The organism is Synechococcus sp. 1G10, from assembly GCF_002252625.1.
Lineage (GTDB): Bacteria > Cyanobacteriota > Cyanobacteriia > PCC-6307 > Cyanobiaceae > Regnicoccus_A.
Window position 1 is genome coordinate 112491 of sequence record NZ_NQKW01000008.1, and the last position, 18467, is coordinate 130957.

Here is an 18467-nt window from a genome sequence, read left to right on the forward strand (position 1 = left end):
GCCTCGACCAACGATCCCGCATAGAGTTGGTCATCTAGATGGACAACGGCATGAGGCAGGTCACGGTGGCGGAAGCCAAGGCCCAGCTTTCGAGCCTGCTCGACGTGGTGGAGAGCGGCCAGCCGGTGGTGATCACCCGCCGCGGCAAGGCCATCGCTGAGCTGGTTCCCAGGCATGCCGTGCGCGATCTCCTGCCCCAGCTGCAGGCTCTGCGGGACTCCCTGCCCCAGCAGGTCACCAGCGGCGTGGAGACCATGCGCGCGCTGAGGGATGACGTCGGCTCCTGATGCTTTACGTGGATACCTGCGTGCTGCTGGCGGCTCTGACACCGGAGGCCCACTCCGATACCGCAGCGGCCTTTCTCGAGCAGGCCACAGCACCACTGGCGATCAGCCCTTGGAGTGCCACCGAGCTCCATTCCGCTCTCGGGCTCAAGGTGCGCACCAAGGCCCTGAGCCCGCCAGAGGCCGAGGCGGTGCTGCTGGGCTTTGAACGCAGCCTGGCCCCAGGTTTTCTGATGCTGGAAGTGGAACCGCAGGACTTCCGTAATGCCAATGCCTGTCTGCGCGGCTGGACCACGGCCCTGCGGGCGGCCGATGCGCTGCACCTGGCGATCGCCTCCGGACGGGGCGCCACCCTCTGCAGCCTGGATGCGCCGTTTGTGCTGGCTGCCCAACAGCTGGGGCTTGATGCCCAGCTGATTGGGACTGATGAAACCTCCATTCAGACCTGAAGGCCACGCTGCCGGGCCGCCCAGACATGCTTGGCCCAGCCTGGTTTGTAGCCCCGCTCCTGCTCCCGCTGCTGCAACTGCTCAAAGGTGCGGCAGCCGGCCGAGGGCGATCGGCGGCGTGGCCGCTGCTGCTGGCGGGGCTTGGGCCGGTGGGCACCGGCGACGATTTCGACCAGCTCGCCCTCGATCTGCTGGAGCCCGCGACGCTGTTCATCGCGCTCTTCGCTGAGGAACAGGTGGCCGCAGTCGGGGCACTGCTGGGCTGCGCTGGGGCAACTGCAGAAACAGAGTGGGCAGTCCTTGATCGGAATCGAGACGCCCTCCCGCTTGCGGCGGCCAGCCAGATTCCACTCCCGCTCGTCGGTGGGCAGGCCGTGGCGATGGGCATTACCGACGTGATCGAGGATCACTGCTTCTTGCTTTCCAGCTGCGGGCCGCAGGGCCCGGCCCACCATCTGCAGGTAGAGGCTCAGGCTGGCGGTGGGGCGCATCAGGATCGCCCCGCCCACCGAGGGGATGTCGGTGCCCTCGGAAATGATCATGCAGCTGGTGAGCACCTCCACCTCGCCGGTGCCAAGTCCTGCGATCAGGCGCCTGCGGTCCTCTGCTGGAGTGCTGCCACTGACCGCAGCGGCGCGAATTCCCTCAGCGCGGAACGCACCGGCCAGTTGCTCGGCGTGCTGGATCGTGCAGCAGAAGCAGATCGCCGTGGCCGGGTGCAGCCGGCGGCGGTAGTGCGACACCGCATCGCCGACGGCAGCCCGATCACCGAAGGTCTGGGCTGCCTGCTCAAGGTCGAAGTCGCCCATCCGGCGGCGAAGTTTGCTGTTGCGCGCCCCTGGCCAGGAGAAGACTCTGGGGCGGGCCAGCCAGCCCTGCTCCACCAGCCAGGCCGCTGAGGGGCCCAGCACCAGTGCCTCAAAGAAGCCGCCCGCCTCAACGCCCAGCCCCTTGCCGTCGAGGCGCTCGGGAGTGGCGGTCTTGCCGATCAAGTGGGCGCCTGGCCAGGCGTTGATGATCCGGCCCCAACTGTTGCCGGCCACCAGGTGGTGGGCCTCGTCCTGAATGATCAGATCCGGCGCCGGCAGCTGAGCCAGGCGCCGCACCACGGTCTGCACCGAGCCCACGGCCACCTGCTGCCCTTGGAGCTGGTGATCGGGGACGATCAGGTCGGGCTCCAGACCCCAGGCCCGCACCGTGGCGCTGAGCTGCTCGATCAGCTCGGCCCGGTGGGCCAGCACCAGCACTCGGCGCCCCTTGCCGGCCGCGCCCTGCACGATCGCGCCGATGGTCTGGCCCTTGCCGGCGCCTGTGGGCATCACGGCGCAGACCCGCTTGTGCCGCTTCAGGGCGGTGCGAATCTCGGCCAGGAGCTGGAGCTGGTAGTCACGCAGGACGATCTGGGCCATGGAGAGGACTGGATGCTTGGCGCTGATCAGCGCAGGCTGACAATGTTCAACTTACCAAGCCTTGCCCTGTGTGCTTAGGCTGTGCTCAGAATTCCTAGTCCACATGGCCTTGTTTGCTTCACCGCTGAGCTTCTCGATCACCGAGGAGCAGTTGGCTTGGCTTGACCAGCGTCGCCGCCACGGCGCCCTCAGTCGCTCGGCGGCGCTGCGGCAGGTGATCGATGCCACCATCGCCGCGGAGCAGGGGGGTGCGACTCTCCTGGCCACGGTCGCCGCCCAGCGTTGATCTGAGGCGACACCCATGGCAACCGATGTGATCACCGCGGCTATGGGCCGCTGGAGCGAAATCCTTGAGGCACTGGCCGGGCTGCGGCCCGAGCAGCTGTGCAACCGCCATCAGCCCTGCCCCATCTGCGGCGGAAGGGACCGCTACCGCTTTGACGACAAAGACGACAGTGGTTCCTGGTTCTGCAACCAGTGCGGCGGCAAGGATCACATGGGCGGCGGCGGTTCCGGGATGGATCTGCTGATGCGGGTGCGCCACTGGAGCTTTCGCCAGGCCTGCCAGGAGGTGGAGCGCTATCTGGGCCTGGCAGGGGATGGGGATGGGGATGGACGGCACCGGCCCCAGCCCGCTGCCTCTGCCAACGGCTCCTGCGGCAAGCCAGCAGCCGCACCAGCTGCAGCCACCGGGCTTCCCGGCCACGGCGGCCGGCCCTGGCGGCAACCCGAGCTACCGCCAGCCGATGCGCCGCCGCCTGCGCTGGATGCGGGCGCCATCGCCCAGTGGTGTTACCGCAATCCGGCCGGCGCTCAGTTGTTCTGGATCCAGCGCCTCTGTGGCGGCCGCAGCGGCCGCAAGGCCTTCCTGCATCGCGTCTGGCTGGATGGCGGCTGGCACCGGCCCAGCCGCCGCGACGCCTTCTCCTGCGAATGGCCTGCGCCCCGTCCGCTCTATGGCCTGCCTGGCCTGAGCCAACGGCCCGACGCTCCTGTGCTGGTGGTGGAGGGCGAGCGCACAGCCGATGCCGCAGCGCTGCTCTTCCCGGAGCAGGTGGTGATCAGCTGGGCCAACGGCACCAACGCCATCGCCAAGACGGACTGGAGTCCGCTGGTGGGGCAATCGGTGACGCTCTGGCCTGATGCCGATGCCCCGGGCCGCAAGGCGATGGCGCGGCTGGCCGCGCTGCTCGCCGAGCAGGGCTGCCGCCTACAGCTGGTGGAACCGCCGGACGAACTCACCCCGGGTTGGGATCTGGCCGATGCCGACTGGAGCCCCGAGCAAGCAGCCGAACACCTGCAGACGTTGGCGCGGACTTTCCCACCGGCTCCGGGCGCTGGCACCCAGCCCTCCGCAGGCTCCATGGCTCCATTTCAGTGTCTCGGCTACGACGGTGAGGCCAGCTACTACCGCTCCGGCCGCAGCGGGCAGGTGCTGCGCCTGGCCCGCTCCGCCCACACCGCCACCCACCTGGTGGCCCTGGCGCCGCTGCGCCACTGGGAAACCCTCTACCCCAGCCGTACGGGGGTGAACTGGGCGGCGGTGGCCAGCGACCTCTACGAGCGCTCGATCGCCGCCGGCCTGTTCTGCCCGGAGCGCATCCGCGGCCGCGGGGCCTGGTGGGACGACGGCAGGCCGCTGCTGCATCTCGGTGATCGCCTGGTCACCCCGGACGGCGATCAGCCGATCACGGCCCCCTTCCTCTCGCGGTTCGTCTACCAGCGCATGCCGCGCCTCGATGGGCCTGGCGATGTAGCTTCGCTGTCGGTGCAGGAAGCGACGGTGATCGTGAGCATCGCCAATCGCTTCCGCTGGGATGTGCCCGCCTCCGGCACCCTGCTGGTGGGGTGGGTGGTGCTGGGCCCGATCTGCGGGTCCCTCCGCTGGCGGCCCCACATCTGGCTCACCGCAGGTGCCGGCTCAGGCAAGAGCGCGATCCTCGATCGCTACGTCACCCCGCTGCTGGGTGACTTCGCCCTGCTGGTGAGTGGCTCCACCACAGAAGCGGGGCTGCGCCAATCGATCGGCTCCGATGCGGTGCCGGTGGTGTTCGATGAGGCTGAGAGCAACGAGCGGCCGGACCAGCAGCGCATGCAGGGCATCCTGGCGCTGGCGCGGGTGGCCAGCAGCGAGAGCGGTGCCGCCCTGCTCAAGGGTTCACCCAGCGGTGAAGTGAGCCGCTATCGGGTGCGCTCGATGTTCCTGCTCAGCTCGATCGCCACCGCCCTCAAGCAGGGCGCGGACCACAGCCGCTTTGCCCAGCTCACCCTGCGCAATCCAGCCGATCTACCCAAGGCCGAACGCGAGGCCCACTGGGCTGGGCTGGATCGGGACCTCGAGCGACACATCACCCCTGAGTTGGGCCGGCGCCTGATCGCCCGCACCGCCCGCCTGATCCCGATGATCCGCCAGGCCGCCGGGGTCTTCACTCGGGCGGCGGCGCGGCACTTCGATTCCCAGCGCCTCGGCGATCAGTACGGCACGCTGCTGGCGGGCGCCTGGTCGCTGCTCAGCGATGTGGCTCCCACAGAAGCCGAGGCCGAGCTCTGCATTGCCTCCCATGAATGGGAGAGCTACAGCCAGAGCACCGAGCTGGCCGATGAGCAGCGCTGCCTGCAGATGATCCTGCAGTACCCCGCCAGGGTGGAGTGCGCCGATCGCACCGTGACCCGCACCATCGGCGAGCTGGTGGAGCTGGCTGCCCACCAGGCCCACGACCTGGAGATCAGCGCCGAGCTTGCGTCCCAGACCCTGGCTCGCCAGGGTCTCCGGCTGGAGCAGGACCAGCTGCTGGTGAGCAACACGGCCCAGCCGATCGCAGCAATCCTGCGGGAAACGGCATGGGCCAATGGCTGGTCGGTGCTGCTGCTGCGCCTCAGCGGTGCCCAGCGCCGCGGGCCGGTTCGCTTCTGCGGCGCCGGCATGGTCACACGCGCGGTGGCCATCCCCCTGGCGGTTCTCTGAGCGCGAATGTCACTGCGACAACCCCCGGAAACACCCTGCTGTTATGGCCAGAGCGCTTGCAGCGCAGTTGTTCTCGGCGGCTGTAACAGCGTGACGGTTTTGCTGGGGGGAGAGACACCCTCCTACTCACACCCCCCTATTCACCCCCTCTCCCTGACTCACTGCTGCTTGCTAATGCCTTTATTGATAGATAGATGGTTACTAAAGCGGGGGCTGCTCGAGATCGCTGGTGGCGAGCGGGATCTCGGGCGTGACGAGCTCTGTCACAGCGCGTTGCTGGCGCAACGGCCATGCTGAAGAGCACCTGGCTTGATCCCATCCCCGGCCTGTGGCGGGAGGAGGCCGCCCACCGCTACTGGCTGGGGGAGCACCTGTTTCCGGTGTCGATCACCGGCGTGCTGGCCCATGGCCTCAGCGCCACGGCCCGCAAAGCGATCGAGGCCAAGCGGCCGGTCTGGGAACCACGCGGCATCACCGTGCACACCGCTCTGGAGCGCTACAGCCAGGCCCGCTTCCTGGAGGGCTGTGGCCAGGCCGATGCCCTGCTGGCAGTGGAGGAGCTGCCAGGGCATCACCGCTACCGGGACTGGATTCTGCCGCTGCTGCAGCTGCCTCTCTGGGACGAGGTGCAGGTGATCGCCAGCGAACGGCTCAGCTGCTGCCTCACCCGCAACCTGGCCGGCGGCTTCGATGGGGCCTATGCCTCACCGGCTCTCAGTGACCGCTGGGGCCGCGAGGTGCGGGTGCTCTACGACCTCAAGACCCTCTCGGCCCATGGCCGGCCCTACTCCACCGCCGCCCAGCTGGGGGGCTACATGGTGCTCGAGGCCACCCAGGGAAACCACTACGACCTGGGCCAGACGCTCTGGAGCAAGCCTGGCGAGGCAGCTCCGAGCACCTTCTACAGCCGTGAGCAGTGCCTGGCGGCCTGGGCCGCCGCCTGGAGTCGCTACTGCCTGGCCCGCAGACCCTTCTGATCCGCCAGCAGACGCTGATAGGAATTAACAGCCGCTGTGATTGCGGCTCTCAGTGCAGAGCCCATACACTGACCTGATCGCCAGGCTGTACTTTCCTGGCTTGCTTGTCGCTGTGTTGGCTGTCATGACCACCGCCCCTGCCGATGCTTCTGCCTCTGCTCCAGCCCCAGAGGCGATCGACGCCGTGCTGGATGCCCTCACCGCGCTCAAGGCCCAGCAGAAGCAACTGGAGCAGCAGCTCGAACCCCTGCTGGCGGCGCTCAGCGTGGCGATGGACGCCGGTGAGCTGGATCCCTCCTTCTCCCACAACGACTGGGCCTTCTGCCACAACGCCGGTCGCCTGAACTACGAGTTCCCTCCCGCGGTGCACCAGATCGAGCAGCAGCTCAAGGCCGCCCGCGATGCGGCGATTCAGCAGGGCAGCGCAACGGAGAAGCGCGGCAAGCCCTTCTGGACCATCCGCCCCCCGAAAGCAGCGGCCCTGCCGATCTGAGCCCCATGCCGCCCCGGTCCGCTCCACCGACGCCAGATCCGATCGAGGAACTGCGCTCTGCTGCCAGTGCAGAGGATGAAAACGGCCAACCGCTGTATGAACCGACCGATCCCGCCAGGCCGATCGGGCACGCCAATCCTCCCCGCCGGCCCAGAGGCATCGCCTCCCATCAGCCGCCCAGGCCCTCAAGGCTTGAGGTCGAACGTCGCATCGCCGAGGCGCAGTTGTGGATCGCCCAGCGGATTCCGCTGGTGTTGATCTACGAAAAAGGTCGTGAAAGCTGGGGGGTGAATAACAGCCAGACGATCAACAGGTATCTCAATCTCGCGCGCGAACGCATGGTTGAGGAGCTGATCTCCGACCGGAAGCGTCACCAGGCCGAGCAGATCTACGCCCTGATGGATTGCGCCCGCCGGGCAGCGGACGCCGAGCAGTTCTCCGCCGCCGTGGGGGCCCATCGGGTGATCGCCGAGATCGCCGGGATGCTGCGTGCTCCGGTCAAGCCGCCCAGCGATGCCAGCTCATGACCAGAGGCTTGCTGCAGACCGTCCAGGCCCCAGCCCGTGCTCTCGCCCCAGCCGGGCTGCTGTTCGATGGCGGGCTGCTTCATTCCCCGCACCACCTGGACTGCTGGCGTGATGGCGGCCTGCTCGGTGTTTCTGGTCCCTCCCTGGCCTCCGCCAGCACGGAGCCACTGAGCTTCCGGGAGTTCATCGCCCAGGCCTACCCCCGCTACGGCTTTCACCGCTGGGCAGTGGTGCTGATCGCTCTGCTGCAGGCGATCGCCGATGGCGAGCTCTCGCGGCTGATCGTCACCTGCCCGCCGCGGCTGGGGAAATCGCTCTTGGTTTCCAAGCTCTTCCCCGCCTACTTCATCTACCGCCACCCGCATCTGTTCGCGGCCATCGCCAGCTACTCGGGCGAGCTGGCCTATGCCCACTCCCGTGAGGCGCGGCACTTCTACCGCGTCACCGGCAACCTGCTCTCGAAGGATTCAGCAGCGGTCGGCAACTGGCTCACCACCCAGCGCGGCGGCTGCATCGCGGCTGGTGTGGATGGCCCGTTCACGGGCAAGGGTTACAGCCTCGGTGTGATCGATGACCCCTACAAGGGCCCAGCCGATGCGGGCTCGGTCCGGGTGCGCTCTCGCATCGAGGAATGGCTCAAGGCCGTCTGGTTCACCAGAGCTGAGCCCCAGTTCATTGACGCGGGCGCTGGCGCCCTGCAGCGCAATCTTTCGGCTCAGGTGATCGTGCTCACCCGCTGGGATCACGAGGACGTGATCGGCTGGCTGATGGCCCAGGAAAGCGGCGATGCCCCGCAGGAGTGGCATGTGCTCAACCTCCCGGCGATTGCTGAGCACAGGGCTGATCGGCAGAGCTTCCCGGCCTCCTGCACCGTCGAGCCCGACTGGCGCTTACCCGGCGAGGCTCTCTGCCGCGAACGCTTCCCGCTCTCTGAGCTGCTCAAGATCCGCACCCGGGTCGGTTCGTTCTGGTGGAACGCTCTGTTTCAGCAGCGCCCCTCGCCGATGCAGGGCGCCATCTTCCAGCGGGCCTGGATCAAGCCGCCGTTCCCCCGCGAGCAGCTCCGCCGCTTCTCGCCCTTGGTGCTCTCATGCGATCTGTCCTTCAAAGGGGAGGAGCAGAACGATCATTGCGGCTTCGTGCTGATGGGCCTGCTGCTGCCCGATTCGGCGGGGCCACAACAGCTGGGGCCAGAGGCCCGGCCTCTGGCCCCCCAGCTGGAGCTGGAGGTGATCTGGGCGGCCCGCCATCACTTCGATCTGCCTCAGACAATTCGCTTCCTGCTCTCCACCCTCGCGGCCCTCGACGCCCAGGGGCTTCGCCCTCACGCGGTGCTGATCGAGGACGCGGCCAACGGTCCGGCCGTGCAGCAGACCCTCAAGCGCAAGGTGCCGGGCCTGCTGCCGATCCCCGCCCGCGGCAGCAAGGAGTCACGTGCTCATGCCGTCGCCCCGCTGCTGGAAGCAGGCCAGGTGCGTTTCCATCACCGAGCTGCGCCGCTGGTGGAGGAGCTGCCGCGCTTCCCCAAGGGCACCAAGGATCTGGTCGATGCCTTTGGTCATGGGGCCTTGTGGCTGGAGACGCGCTACTGGCGCGGCCTGGGCATCAAGCGCGATCCGCTGCCGATGCTTCTTTCCCGGTGACGCCGTGGCTCAGCTCCTTCTGCCGCTGCTCGCGTCCGCCACCGATGTTGTTGTCCCCTCGCCTCGCCCCCTTCGGCGCCGCCGTCGCCGGCCTCCGTGCGTTCATCTGCAGCTCGTCTTTGCTTTCCCCTACCAGCCGCCTCCCCAGACGCCATGCAAGTCCAGGCGGCAGCGGCCCGAGCACCCTCATGCGGCAGTGCATCGGCTCGCCCTGGCTCACGTGGACCTGGCCGACAAGATCGCCGGCAACTTCGCCCGCCGCACTACCCATCCTTTTGATGACCTGCGCCAGCTTGCGGTGATCGGTCTGCTCAAGGCGGCGGCACGCTTCGATGGCACGGGTGGGCGATCGTTTCGTCCCTACGCCCGCACCTATGCCAATGGCGAGATCACCCACTACCTGCGGGACCATGGCTTTGCGATCAAGGTGCCGCCGTCATGGCGTGACCTCTATGCCAGCGGGCAGAAGTTGCTGCGGGAAGGACTACCGCCCGATGCAGTGCCAGAGCGGTTGGGTGTAACAGAAGAGCGCTGGCGGGAGATCAAGGAGGCCTGCTCGATCACGGTGATCGCACTGCAGCCGGATACCTGAAACTTCAGATCGACTCTTCAGATCAGAATCAGGAAGACTCACTAATCTTAAAACGGTAACATCTTGCTCAATCTTATGCATCATAGGAGCCTCTGGGCAACCGTGGACCCTGAAAATTGCAACGCTGCAGCGCAATGAGCCTCCAAAGCAGAATCGCCGAGACATAGGTTAATCAGAGCTGCCCTAAGCTCCAAGTGTGCAGTCGCGTGACTGAGTGGGGCGTGATCATAAATTCATGGGATTTAACTTTGACGCAAGCTTTCTACGTCTCTTCTATGAGACCATCATTAACAATACCGATCGCATAAGCTGCCTCCTCGTCAGGGAGATCCATCAATATAGCGCCTCTGCGCTTCATCTTTGGAGCTAAGTCACGGCTATAGAATTCTTCAAATGGTGAATAGTTGTCCAGCCCCGAACTGACTGGCTTAAATGAAAATCCATCAGAGTCGATTAAACGCAGAGCTTTGCGAAAGCTTTCTGGATCAATAGGTTTCTTGACTAGGCTGACGATCTCTATGTACATTACCCATGGAATACCATCAAGTTTTATCATCTCTTTGTTGTAATCAGATTTCGGTATCTGCTGCAGTTCATCTATGCTAGACCTCGAAAAGCCAAGCACACGTAGACGGAATGAGATTTCTTCCTGGTAGCTTGCGGCTACACAATGATACCAATTACCGCCCTTGATCGCATCCGAGAGCAGAACTCTTGACATTGATCGACTGAGTTAGCAACGAGACTTACTCTAGCACAGGTTACAAGTTAGAACAGATTCCCATTGGGGCAAAGGATCTTTCGAGTTTCCGCGCAAGGCCAGTTCGCCATAAGAGCTTGCCAAAAAACTGACTAAGTAGCCGCGTTTTCCCTTCTCCGAGCTGATTTCTCTGTGATTTCGTCAGCTGGGGACATTTCGAGCGCTCAGGCAACCCGATTTCGCTGCACTTGGGCTGTTTTGGCGGCCCGACTGCCGCCGTTTGAGCACACCTTTGGGCAACTGGCGGCTCATGCCCTTGCCATGGTGGGCCTGAGCAAGTCGTCCAGTCGGATCAGGTTGTAGGCGATCACGTGCAGCCCGTAGCCGAAGGCTTCTCCGAAAGGAGTACACGGCGCTCACGTTTTCCTGGCCGCGCAGTTTTAACTGGCGCAGCCCGCCGAACGCCTTGATCCAGCCAAATACCTTCTCGATGCCGCGGCGGGCATCGCTGACCCACCGCTGCGGGCGTTGTTCTGCGCCACGTGTGGCGTCACGCCCAGCCGCCGCATCTCGGCCACGAACCCTTTCGTGTCGTAGTTCTTGTCGGCGCCAATGGTCTTCTGGTGAGCACCGGCACTATCTGCTGCCATCTCCTGGGCGGGCATCCCGCTCACCGGTGCCCGTGGCCTTGGTGGCGCTGCAATCGACGATCAGGTCATGGCGGTTCTCCATGAGCACATGGCCTCGGTAGCTCAGCTGCGATGGATGGGCTTTGGATTTCCGCTCCAGCAGGGCGTCGGGATCCATGCTTGAGCGGTGGGTCTCATTGCTGAGCTAGATGACGCGAAAGTCACCCTTGGCCCGCTTCTTTCCCTCCTTGGGTGCACCGAATCCCTCACCAGGACCTGTGGGCGGAGGCGGAGGATCCTCCTGACAATCGACCCGCTTCAAGGAGGCGTATGACGCCCAGGCTTGCAGCAGCGTGCCGTCCACGGAGAAGTGGTCATCGCTGAGCAGCGGTTTGACCTCGGGAGCTCCCATCAGCTTCTCCAGGAACTTCCCCATGACGTCCTCGTTGAGGAGGCGCTTGCGGTTCTTGGTGTAGACGCAGTCGGCCGGAGGCCATAGGTGGTGGGATGCCAGATCGGATCGTCGGGGCTGAGGCCCACAAACCAGCGGAACAGCAGGTTGTAGTGGAGCTGCTCCAGCAGCAGCCTCTCGGAGCGGATCCCATAGAACGCCCACCACCGAGGCCAGCAGCTGTTGCTCCGGTGGAACCGATGGTCGACCTTCTGAGGCGTATAGCCTGCAGAAGGTGGGATTGAGCCGATGGAGAGCCTGGTCCGCCAGCTTGCGAATCCGCCTCAGCGGATGGATGGTCGGTATCCGCTCCTCGATCGAGACGTAGGAGAACAGGGAGCCGCTGCGCTCCTGTTGGCCTCGCATCAACGGTCATGTGGTTGGCTTGTTTTCGCAGAGCTAGCCGAGTTTTTCAGCAAACTCACAAGGACCATATGCAGGGGTGAGGTGGGGGCCTTTTTTGGACAGATTGGGGCATTCGGTTTGAACCTGGCCTGCCCAGCATGGCCAAGAGTTGTCCGGGGGTTACTTCAGGGATAGACTAGAGCTTTCGTTGCCGCGTACTGATCAGCATATGGGCACACTTATTAAAGATCTAAGCGAAAGGTTTCTTGCTGAAGGTCGTTCAGCCCCTATGCTATTTAGAGATCTCGCAAAACTTGAAACGTATCTAGCAGAGAGTTACAAAACACGATCACTCATCGAGTTAATTCAGAATGCCGATGATGCAGAGGCAAGTAGCTTTGGTATTCACGAAGCACCCGGCGGTTTTGCTGTCGGGAATACAGGGCGGATCTTTTCGGCCACAGATGTAGAAGCTCTGTGCCGAAGCGGAGCATCCAACAAGTACCGAGGCGGCTTGACAATCGGCTATCGAGGAATTGGTTTTAAGTCAGTTGTTAATTTGGCAAATACAATCTTTGTCTACAGCGGTGAGCATGAATTCTGCTTTAATAAAGAGCGTACCATTTCAGAACTTGGAATTGAGATTGACGTACCTCTTATTCGAATTCCGCATGAGATTGAAAGCAGGTCAAGGCAAGAATTAGATACTTATGTTGAAGACATTAAGCATAGCTTTGGCTACGCAACAGTATTTATCTTTACCAGCCTAAATAAGCGCCTTTCGCAAAATGAACTTTCCAACTTTGACGCTGGCAGCTTACTCTTTCTTAATCATCTAAGGCACTTCTCTATACAGAATGGCGATCTCGCTAGGAATATTAGTATTTCCCAGGGCCAACAGAAAGATAATACGGGATTGAGCTTAACAATTACTGAAGGAGAGAAAAGCGATACCTGGTATGTCTTTAGCTCACCGTCCAGTACATTTACTAAGATTGCAGCCCGGATGTCATCCAATAAGATAGTTTCAGCTGACTTTAGTGAATCTGTGTTTCACTCATTTACTCCCAGCGAAGACTTTACAGGTGCGCTCCTCAAAATTAACGGAGATTATAGCACAGATCCATCGCGTAAGCGTCTTGATATGGACGATAGGTCGCGCGAGTCGTTTAATGACGCTGTAGAGCTTCTTGCAGATCTCATCCATCAGATTTTGGAATGTCAACGTGAAATACCTGGCTTTTTCCAGCCACTAGCGGATAGCCAGAAGTATCCTAGATCTGCCGAGCACTGCATCATTAAAGCTTTAGCTCAAAGACTTCTCTCATCCGAGAGCAACAAGCATCCTTACCTATCGGTGTATAGACTACGTCCTAAATGGTTAAATTATGATGACTATGAACTTGTATGCCGGGCTGATTTGAAGGCTGTGAGTCGCGAGCATATTGGCTCGTATCCTGAACTTATTAGTTTTTTCGAACAGATCAATATACCAGTTCTATCTCTTGAGGAGGTAATACAGAGAATAAACAAATCCTGCCTAAGTGAGCTCGGATATGAGCAGCTAGTAAGTCGACTTATCAAGCAATATCGCTATGATCTGACTTCGGATCGAGCTTCCTTCTTAAAAGGCTTGGTTCTTTGGCCGACAAGTGCTGGAATTGTTACTGCCGGTGAGCTGGGAAGTAGTAAATCGCTCGAAAGGGGATTCATGGACTATTTGACAAACAACAATGATTCAGCAGACGTCACTTTTTTTATGAGTAAGTTAGATATTGAGTGCATACAGCCTGAGTCTTCTAGCATAATGCGTAATCCTCTTTTATCTTCAGGATTGGCATCTCACCAATCGAGCATGACAGGGGCTAGCAACCCTGTAACTGAGGACCTTCCGAACGGGATGAAGTCAAAGCCTAGAATTCAGAGATGGAGAACTGCGGAGCAAAATGCGGAAGAATATCTGCAGTCATTAGTTGGAGTTAAAAGCGTTACTGATATGAGTCGCGCCAATCTTGGCTATGATCTTGAGCTGCTGCTTGACAATGGAGAGCGTCTTTATGTTGAAGTAAAGAGTGTAAAGTCATTTTCGGAGCCATTCCGACTTACCAATAACGAGTATAACACTGCACACCAGCACAAGGGTGTGTATGCATTGGCAATTGTCGTCGAGGCTGAGCCATTTCAGATTAATCTGATTCTCAACCCAGTGGAGTCCCTTGCATTACATAAGCAGTGCGAAAAATGGTCATGGAAATGTGAAGACTACCAGCGTCAATTGTGTCAACCATGTGATATGGTGTCGTCATTTCTGGCTGTTCGAGCCGACGAACGAGCAGAGTGAGTCTAGATATCGCAGCATAAAATATGTTTAGGATTCGTCGTCTACGAATGCTCAATCCCCACTTCCGAGATCCACGGCTCAAGGGCATCGGGTGCATAGCAAGGGCCCAAGTACATCAAAGGCTTTCAGAATTATTTCCATAAGAATGGCCGTGGTTCTCGAGTCCGAGAACCACTTGTTCATAAAGTTCCACAATGTCTGCCGGGCTGCGCACACCCAAGGAGCCTCAGTTGTCCATATTGTCTACACATCTCATGGTTGTGCTCGTTTCTCGGTTACACAGGATTTCCTTGATCGTGTGGATTTCCTGGATGCCTCGCAGTAGGCGGCTGAAATGTGGGTAGCGCAACTTCATGTCGTTGGTGGCCGGCATTGGGGCAACCCCTCCTGACACTCCTATGGACTGTCAAGCCCTGGGTGCCCCTCGGCTGATGGGTCAGGAGAAGCCGGATCTGACCAGCTCGGCCACGATGGCCGTGAACCAGCGCTGGCCACGCCGTGGAACACGTCACCACCTCCACTGAGCTGCTGCTCTGGGAGGCCATCGACCAAGTCCGTGAGGCGGAAGACGGTACTGATCTCTCTATGGATGAGCTGGCGGAGTGTGTGATGGCCGCTCTGGGTTCATCGCTGTCGCTGCAGCAGATCTGCAGAGCGGCGGATGGCTTGCTGCACCTGGCCGACGATCCCAGCCAAGGCAGCGCAGCTCGGCTGGTTCCTGTGGTCGACGTGCAGGCCGTTCAGGAGAGGGCGCTGAATCTCCTCGACTGGCAGGAGCTGGAGGATGACGACGACCGCAGCGACATCCAGAAGCTGATCGACAACTCCACCGATGCCGACACCGTTCTGGTGCGCGATCCCACCAGCACCCCTGAGCTGCAGGAGATCGGGATCCTGGAGCTCCTGCAGCGCTATCCCTGTCGCGGCAGCGAGGCCCGCTGGAGCCCCGACGACGCGATCGCCTTCCTGGAAACAAAGACCCGCTGGCTGGATGCGGCGCTGGAGAGCTGGGAGGCCGTCGGCGAGGCCATGGCTGACGACAGCGATTTGATCGAGGCCACCGCCGTGGTCCTGGTCGTGCCAGAGCAAGCTGGTCAGCCGCTGCGGACCGAGCTGCTCGACGTCCTGATCCCCGTCGACAGCTGAACCGCCGGCCTGCTCTGGTTCCGCCGGAGCCGCCGCCTGCCGAGGGGCGGCAGGCAACGGCTCCGCCGGGAGCCTGGATGATTGTCCCAATCCGGCTGCTGATCAGGTCGCTGCCGTGCGAACGGCAGGCCCGCCGCGCAGGATGCCGAACACCTCGCGGGCGACGAACCGCTTGAGGCAGCGGATGATCTCCTTCATCGAGCGTCCTTCTGCCGTGCGCCGTTCGACGTACTCCCTGGTCTGCTGATGCCGCTGCAGCCGGCAGATCACGATGCGGTGCAGGGCGCAGTTGGCCTGGCGGTTGCCGCTGCGGTTCAGCCGGTGCCGCACCACCTTGCCTGAACTGGCCGGCAGCGGATTGACGCCACAGAGCGCGGCGAATGACGCCTCGGATTTCATCCGTTCCTGGTTGTCGCCAACCGCCACAACGAGTGTGGCACTGATGTCCACACCCACGCCGTAGGTGTTCCGCAGCTCGGGGCACAGCTGCATGGTCAGTCGATCCAGCTGCGTGACGGTTTCCTTGAGCTCCTCATCCAGCTGCTGGATGCGGCGCGCCAGGGTTCGCAGGGTCATCTTGGCGGCCGCCAGAGGGGTGGTGATCTCGCCAGAACGCAGGCCTGCGCAGCTTTCGACCAGCTCCTTTCTCTTGAGCCGCTGCAGCCGTTCCCGCAGCGCCGCCGGCGCCGTCACCACGATGGCGTGCAGCTGATTGAGAGCAGCAGTGCGGTTCGCGGTGGCCGAATCCTTGGCCACCTTGAGCATGCGGATCATCTCCACCAAAGCGTCACCGGCTTTGGGGATGACGCTGGCCGTTCCTGCGATACAGGCCCGTGCTGCGGCCTCCGCATCGATGGTGTCATCCTTACCGATGCGCCGCCGCGTGGAGCGATCCGGCCGGTTCACTTCCACCACTGCCATCCCTGCGGCCTGCAGGGCGCGGCAGAGCCCGGCGCCGTAGCAACCGGTTTCCTCTACGGCGAATACCGGGTTGGAGCCGAATGCTGCGGCCCAGCGGATCAGCTCCTGGTAGCCACTGCGTTTGGCATCGAGCTTGAGGCTGCCCAGCCAGCCGCCATTGGCGCCCAGGGCCACCGCCATGTGCGTGAGTTTGTGGGTGTCGATGCCGACCACCACATCAGGGCTGGAGCTGGTCTCGGTACCAGTTGCTGTCGCTGTGGTCATCACTGCTGAGAGTTGGAGGAGGTGCAACCAGCCAGGCAGACGGACAGGCCATTGACGGGACGGGAACGTCGGACTCCTATGAGGTCACGGGACTCCCCGGCTGGTTGCCCCACCGCACGGACCGACAGGTCACGAGAAATACACCGCTCCACGAGGGAACGGGTCAGGCAATAGTTGGGTCAGGCCCGTGCTGGTGAGGTCCCGGAATCATCAATGGCAATAGGCCACAGCAGCACCAAGTTCTTGGCCTCCAGAAGTCGCACCCGAACCCGCAACAAGTGGCTGCCGCTCTCCCCGGCTGAGCAGCAGGCCCGTGCTTCTGCCAAGCGCACTCCGCTTTTGCAACCCTGGCGCGAGCACGACACCCTGCGCGGCCTGCGGGACCGGCTGCAGCTGGCTTTCGACTGCTGGAACCTGCTTGATGCCCCCGACGGCACCAGCCGCCGCTCGGTCTATCTCCCCCCTGGCGTCAAGGAGCCGGATTCCTCGTACCGCAACCGGATCGAGAACGCCCGGCCGACGGGCTTCTACCGCGACGCGCTGCGCACCTACGCCGGGATGCTCTCCTTCCTGCACTGGCAGGCGCTGCCGCACTCCCTTCAGGCGGTGATCGGTGATGTCGATGGACGCGGCACCGACCTTGGCGTCTTCCTGTTCATCGCCGATCTGTTGGTGTTGCGCGATGGCGGCTGCCTGATCCTGGTGCTGCCGCCGGAACACCGCTGGCCCTCAGAAGGGCACAGGCTTGATGCGCTGCGCCGTGGTGATCGGCTTTCGCTGCCCCGCCTGGCCCTGGTGCCTCGCGCTGACTTCCTCGACTGGCAACTCCCCAATCCCAACGGCCTGCCGGTGCGGGTTGCCTGGCGCGTGGACGTTCACAACCCGATCAGACCCGACCACTTTGGGGGGGTGCCGGTTCATTACCTCACGCCGAACAACACGCCGGCCTATGACCTCTCCAACTGGACCTATCGGGTGGCGGAGCTGGCCGCCGATGGGCTGCGCTTTCAGGCTTACCGGGCCGTGTCATGTAGCTCCGCTCCCTCTGGCTATCAGGCCGAGGCACTCGGGCCGGCCGTGCTGCTGGAGGGACAGCACACCATGCCCTGCGTCTGGTACGCCGCCGATGGCGCTGCTTTCGGGGAAGGGGATCTGCCGCACCTGGGGCTGGCCAACCAGTACCTCACCCACTACCGGCTCAAGAGCGAGTACGAGGACCTGCTCAGTCGCTGCGCCCTGCCGGTTGGTGTGCGCAGCGGCCTGGTCGATCAGTACGGCTTCCAGCGCAGCGAGGACGGCGAACCCCGCGCCCCTGAGCAGCTGGTGCTCTCCACCTCCACCTTCATGGACCTGCCGGAGGGGGCGGACTTCAACTGGAAGGAGATCCGCGCCCGCTCCCTTGCCGAGCACCGCGCCTACCTGGCATTTCTGGATGAAACCATGCGCCGCGATGCGCTGGTGCCGACCCAGAATCGTGGACCAGGCAAGAGCGAGCAGGAGGTAAGCCTCACCGCTGGCCAGGCCTACGCCCTGCTCCAGTCACTCGCCACCCAGAAGACCTCGGTGTTCTCCACCCTGCTGGAGCACTGGTGCCGCGCCACCGGTGACGTCCTGCAGCAGGGCGCTGGCGTGTCTCTGATCGTGACGCCGCTCACCCCTCCGCCCAGGCCGCTGCCATCTGTTGGCGAGTGGCTCACCCTCCACGAGCGCGGTGTGATCAGCACCGATGAGCTGCGCCACCAGCTGGCCCTGGCGGCATCGCCAGGCCTGGTGACACCGATCGGCAGCAGCAGCACCGACAGCTTTGCCGCTTCTGCTCCGGAGGCAACGTGAGCGAAACCCCCAACCCCTATGCCTGGCGGCCTTCTGATTTGGAAGCGATCCGCCGGGCGCTGCTGATCTCTGTGTCGCCGGCCAGCATCCGCGCCATCAACGACGAGATGGCTGCCCTGGAGCGCAGCTATCCCGATGCCATTCCAGCGGCGAAGGACAGCCTCGATGCGATCGCCGCGATCGATGCCGCCCTGGCAGGTGGTCAAGCGCGAGCCGAGCCGTTCGTGATCAAGACCACCCGTAAGGGTGCTGCCCTGCCGGTGGCAGACCCCAACCAACTGCCCAAGCGGAAACTCGATGTGATCGAGTACGCCACCGAGCTGCTCATGGAGGAGGTTTCGACGGAATACGCCGAACCGACCGCCGCCAATGGATCTCTCAGTCCCGGCGCCCTGCGGCGGGCGCATGTCGAATCTCTGCTGCTGATCCTGCCTCGCCTGCGCAACTGGCAAGCGCCGCAGCCCACGCCCTTCCAGGGCCAGCTCGCCCGCGGCTGAC

Annotated in this window: 16 protein-coding genes and 1 pseudogene; 13 read left to right on the top strand and 4 right to left on the bottom strand. The window is 62.7% G+C overall.

The genetic code is table 11. From position 1 onward, the window contains the following. The first annotated feature begins 50 nt into the window (after positions 1-50). A complete protein-coding gene (locus tag CJZ82_RS09225; protein ID WP_094555550.1) occupies positions 51-287 on the top strand; it encodes a type II toxin-antitoxin system Phd/YefM family antitoxin in 237 nt (78 codons plus the stop codon). After that, entirely contained in the window at positions 287-733 is a 447-nt protein-coding gene (locus tag CJZ82_RS09230) for a type II toxin-antitoxin system VapC family toxin (RefSeq protein ID WP_094555485.1), read from the top strand. Before CJZ82_RS09225 ends, CJZ82_RS09230 begins: the two co-directional genes overlap by 1 nt. Here CJZ82_RS09230 and CJZ82_RS09235 read toward each other — a convergent pair. Next, positions 724-2142: a DEAD/DEAH box helicase gene (locus CJZ82_RS09235; RefSeq protein WP_094555486.1), complete on the bottom strand. Its 1419-nt coding sequence runs from the start codon at positions 2140-2142 to the stop codon at positions 724-726. The genes CJZ82_RS09230 and CJZ82_RS09235 overlap by 10 nt on opposite strands. Before the next feature lie 103 nt (positions 2143-2245). On the opposite strand from CJZ82_RS09235, the gene CJZ82_RS09240 reads away from it, so the two are divergent. The 7 genes from CJZ82_RS09240 to CJZ82_RS09270 all read left to right on the top strand — a co-directional run bounded on the left by CJZ82_RS09240 (position 2246) and on the right by CJZ82_RS09270 (position 9339). Beyond that, the gene (locus CJZ82_RS09240; protein WP_094555487.1) at positions 2246-2428 is read left to right on the top strand and encodes a ribbon-helix-helix protein, CopG family; all 183 of its coding nucleotides are present in this window, start codon (positions 2246-2248) and stop codon (positions 2426-2428) included. A 15-nt stretch (positions 2429-2443) separates the two neighbouring features. Beyond that, complete coding sequence (locus tag CJZ82_RS09245) at positions 2444-5107, top strand: primase-helicase zinc-binding domain-containing protein (protein WP_094555488.1); 2664 nt, start codon at positions 2444-2446, stop codon at positions 5105-5107. Positions 5108-5397: 290 nt separating this feature from the next. Beyond that, on the top strand, positions 5398-6084 hold the full coding sequence (locus CJZ82_RS09250; RefSeq protein WP_094555489.1) for a hypothetical protein: 687 nt from the start codon (positions 5398-5400) through the stop codon (positions 6082-6084). A 124-nt stretch (positions 6085-6208) separates the two neighbouring features. Further along, the gene (locus CJZ82_RS09255) at positions 6209-6577 is read left to right on the top strand and encodes a hypothetical protein (RefSeq protein WP_094555551.1); all 369 of its coding nucleotides are present in this window, start codon (positions 6209-6211) and stop codon (positions 6575-6577) included. 5 nt (positions 6578-6582) lie between these two features. Then, complete coding sequence (locus CJZ82_RS09260) at positions 6583-7104, top strand: hypothetical protein (RefSeq protein ID WP_094555490.1); 522 nt, start codon at positions 6583-6585, stop codon at positions 7102-7104. Next, on the top strand, positions 7101-8747 hold the full coding sequence (locus tag CJZ82_RS09265; protein ID WP_158218528.1) for a terminase: 1647 nt from the start codon (positions 7101-7103) through the stop codon (positions 8745-8747). The genes CJZ82_RS09260 and CJZ82_RS09265 overlap by 4 nt, the downstream gene beginning before the upstream one ends. Before the next feature lie 4 nt (positions 8748-8751). Beyond that, entirely contained in the window at positions 8752-9339 is a 588-nt protein-coding gene (locus tag CJZ82_RS09270) for a sigma factor (protein ID WP_158218529.1), read from the top strand. 262 nt (positions 9340-9601) lie between these two features. On the opposite strand, the gene CJZ82_RS17840 is transcribed toward CJZ82_RS09270, so the two are convergent. Next, positions 9602-10060 carry a hypothetical protein gene (locus CJZ82_RS17840; protein ID WP_143593602.1) on the bottom strand — a complete coding sequence of 153 codons (459 nt, stop codon included), beginning with the start codon at positions 10058-10060 and terminating at the stop codon, positions 9602-9604. A gap of 287 nt (positions 10061-10347) precedes the next feature. Then, a pseudogene (locus tag CJZ82_RS09275) lies at positions 10348-11485 on the bottom strand (IS5 family transposase). Positions 11486-11693: 208 nt separating this feature from the next. On the opposite strand from CJZ82_RS09275, the gene CJZ82_RS09280 reads away from it, so the two are divergent. Beyond that, positions 11694-13805, top strand: coding sequence for a DUF3883 domain-containing protein (locus CJZ82_RS09280; RefSeq protein WP_094555492.1), 2112 nt, complete (start codon positions 11694-11696; stop codon positions 13803-13805). A 498-nt stretch (positions 13806-14303) separates the two neighbouring features. Beyond that, on the top strand, positions 14304-14951 hold the full coding sequence (locus CJZ82_RS09285; protein ID WP_094555493.1) for a hypothetical protein: 648 nt from the start codon (positions 14304-14306) through the stop codon (positions 14949-14951). 102 nt (positions 14952-15053) lie between these two features. Here CJZ82_RS09285 and CJZ82_RS09290 read toward each other — a convergent pair whose 3' ends face one another. After that, on the bottom strand, positions 15054-16136 hold the full coding sequence (locus CJZ82_RS09290; protein ID WP_094555494.1) for an IS110 family transposase: 1083 nt from the start codon (positions 16134-16136) through the stop codon (positions 15054-15056). A 243-nt stretch (positions 16137-16379) separates the two neighbouring features. On the opposite strand from CJZ82_RS09290, the gene CJZ82_RS09295 reads away from it, so the two are divergent. Both CJZ82_RS09295 and CJZ82_RS09300 read left to right on the top strand, forming a co-directional pair. Next, positions 16380-17969: a DUF4055 domain-containing protein gene (locus CJZ82_RS09295; protein ID WP_233130158.1), complete on the top strand. Its 1590-nt coding sequence runs from the start codon at positions 16380-16382 to the stop codon at positions 17967-17969. Further along, entirely contained in the window at positions 17966-18466 is a 501-nt protein-coding gene (locus CJZ82_RS09300; RefSeq protein ID WP_094555496.1) for a hypothetical protein, read from the top strand. The genes CJZ82_RS09295 and CJZ82_RS09300 overlap by 4 nt, the downstream gene beginning before the upstream one ends. Position 18467 lies beyond the last annotated feature (1 nt).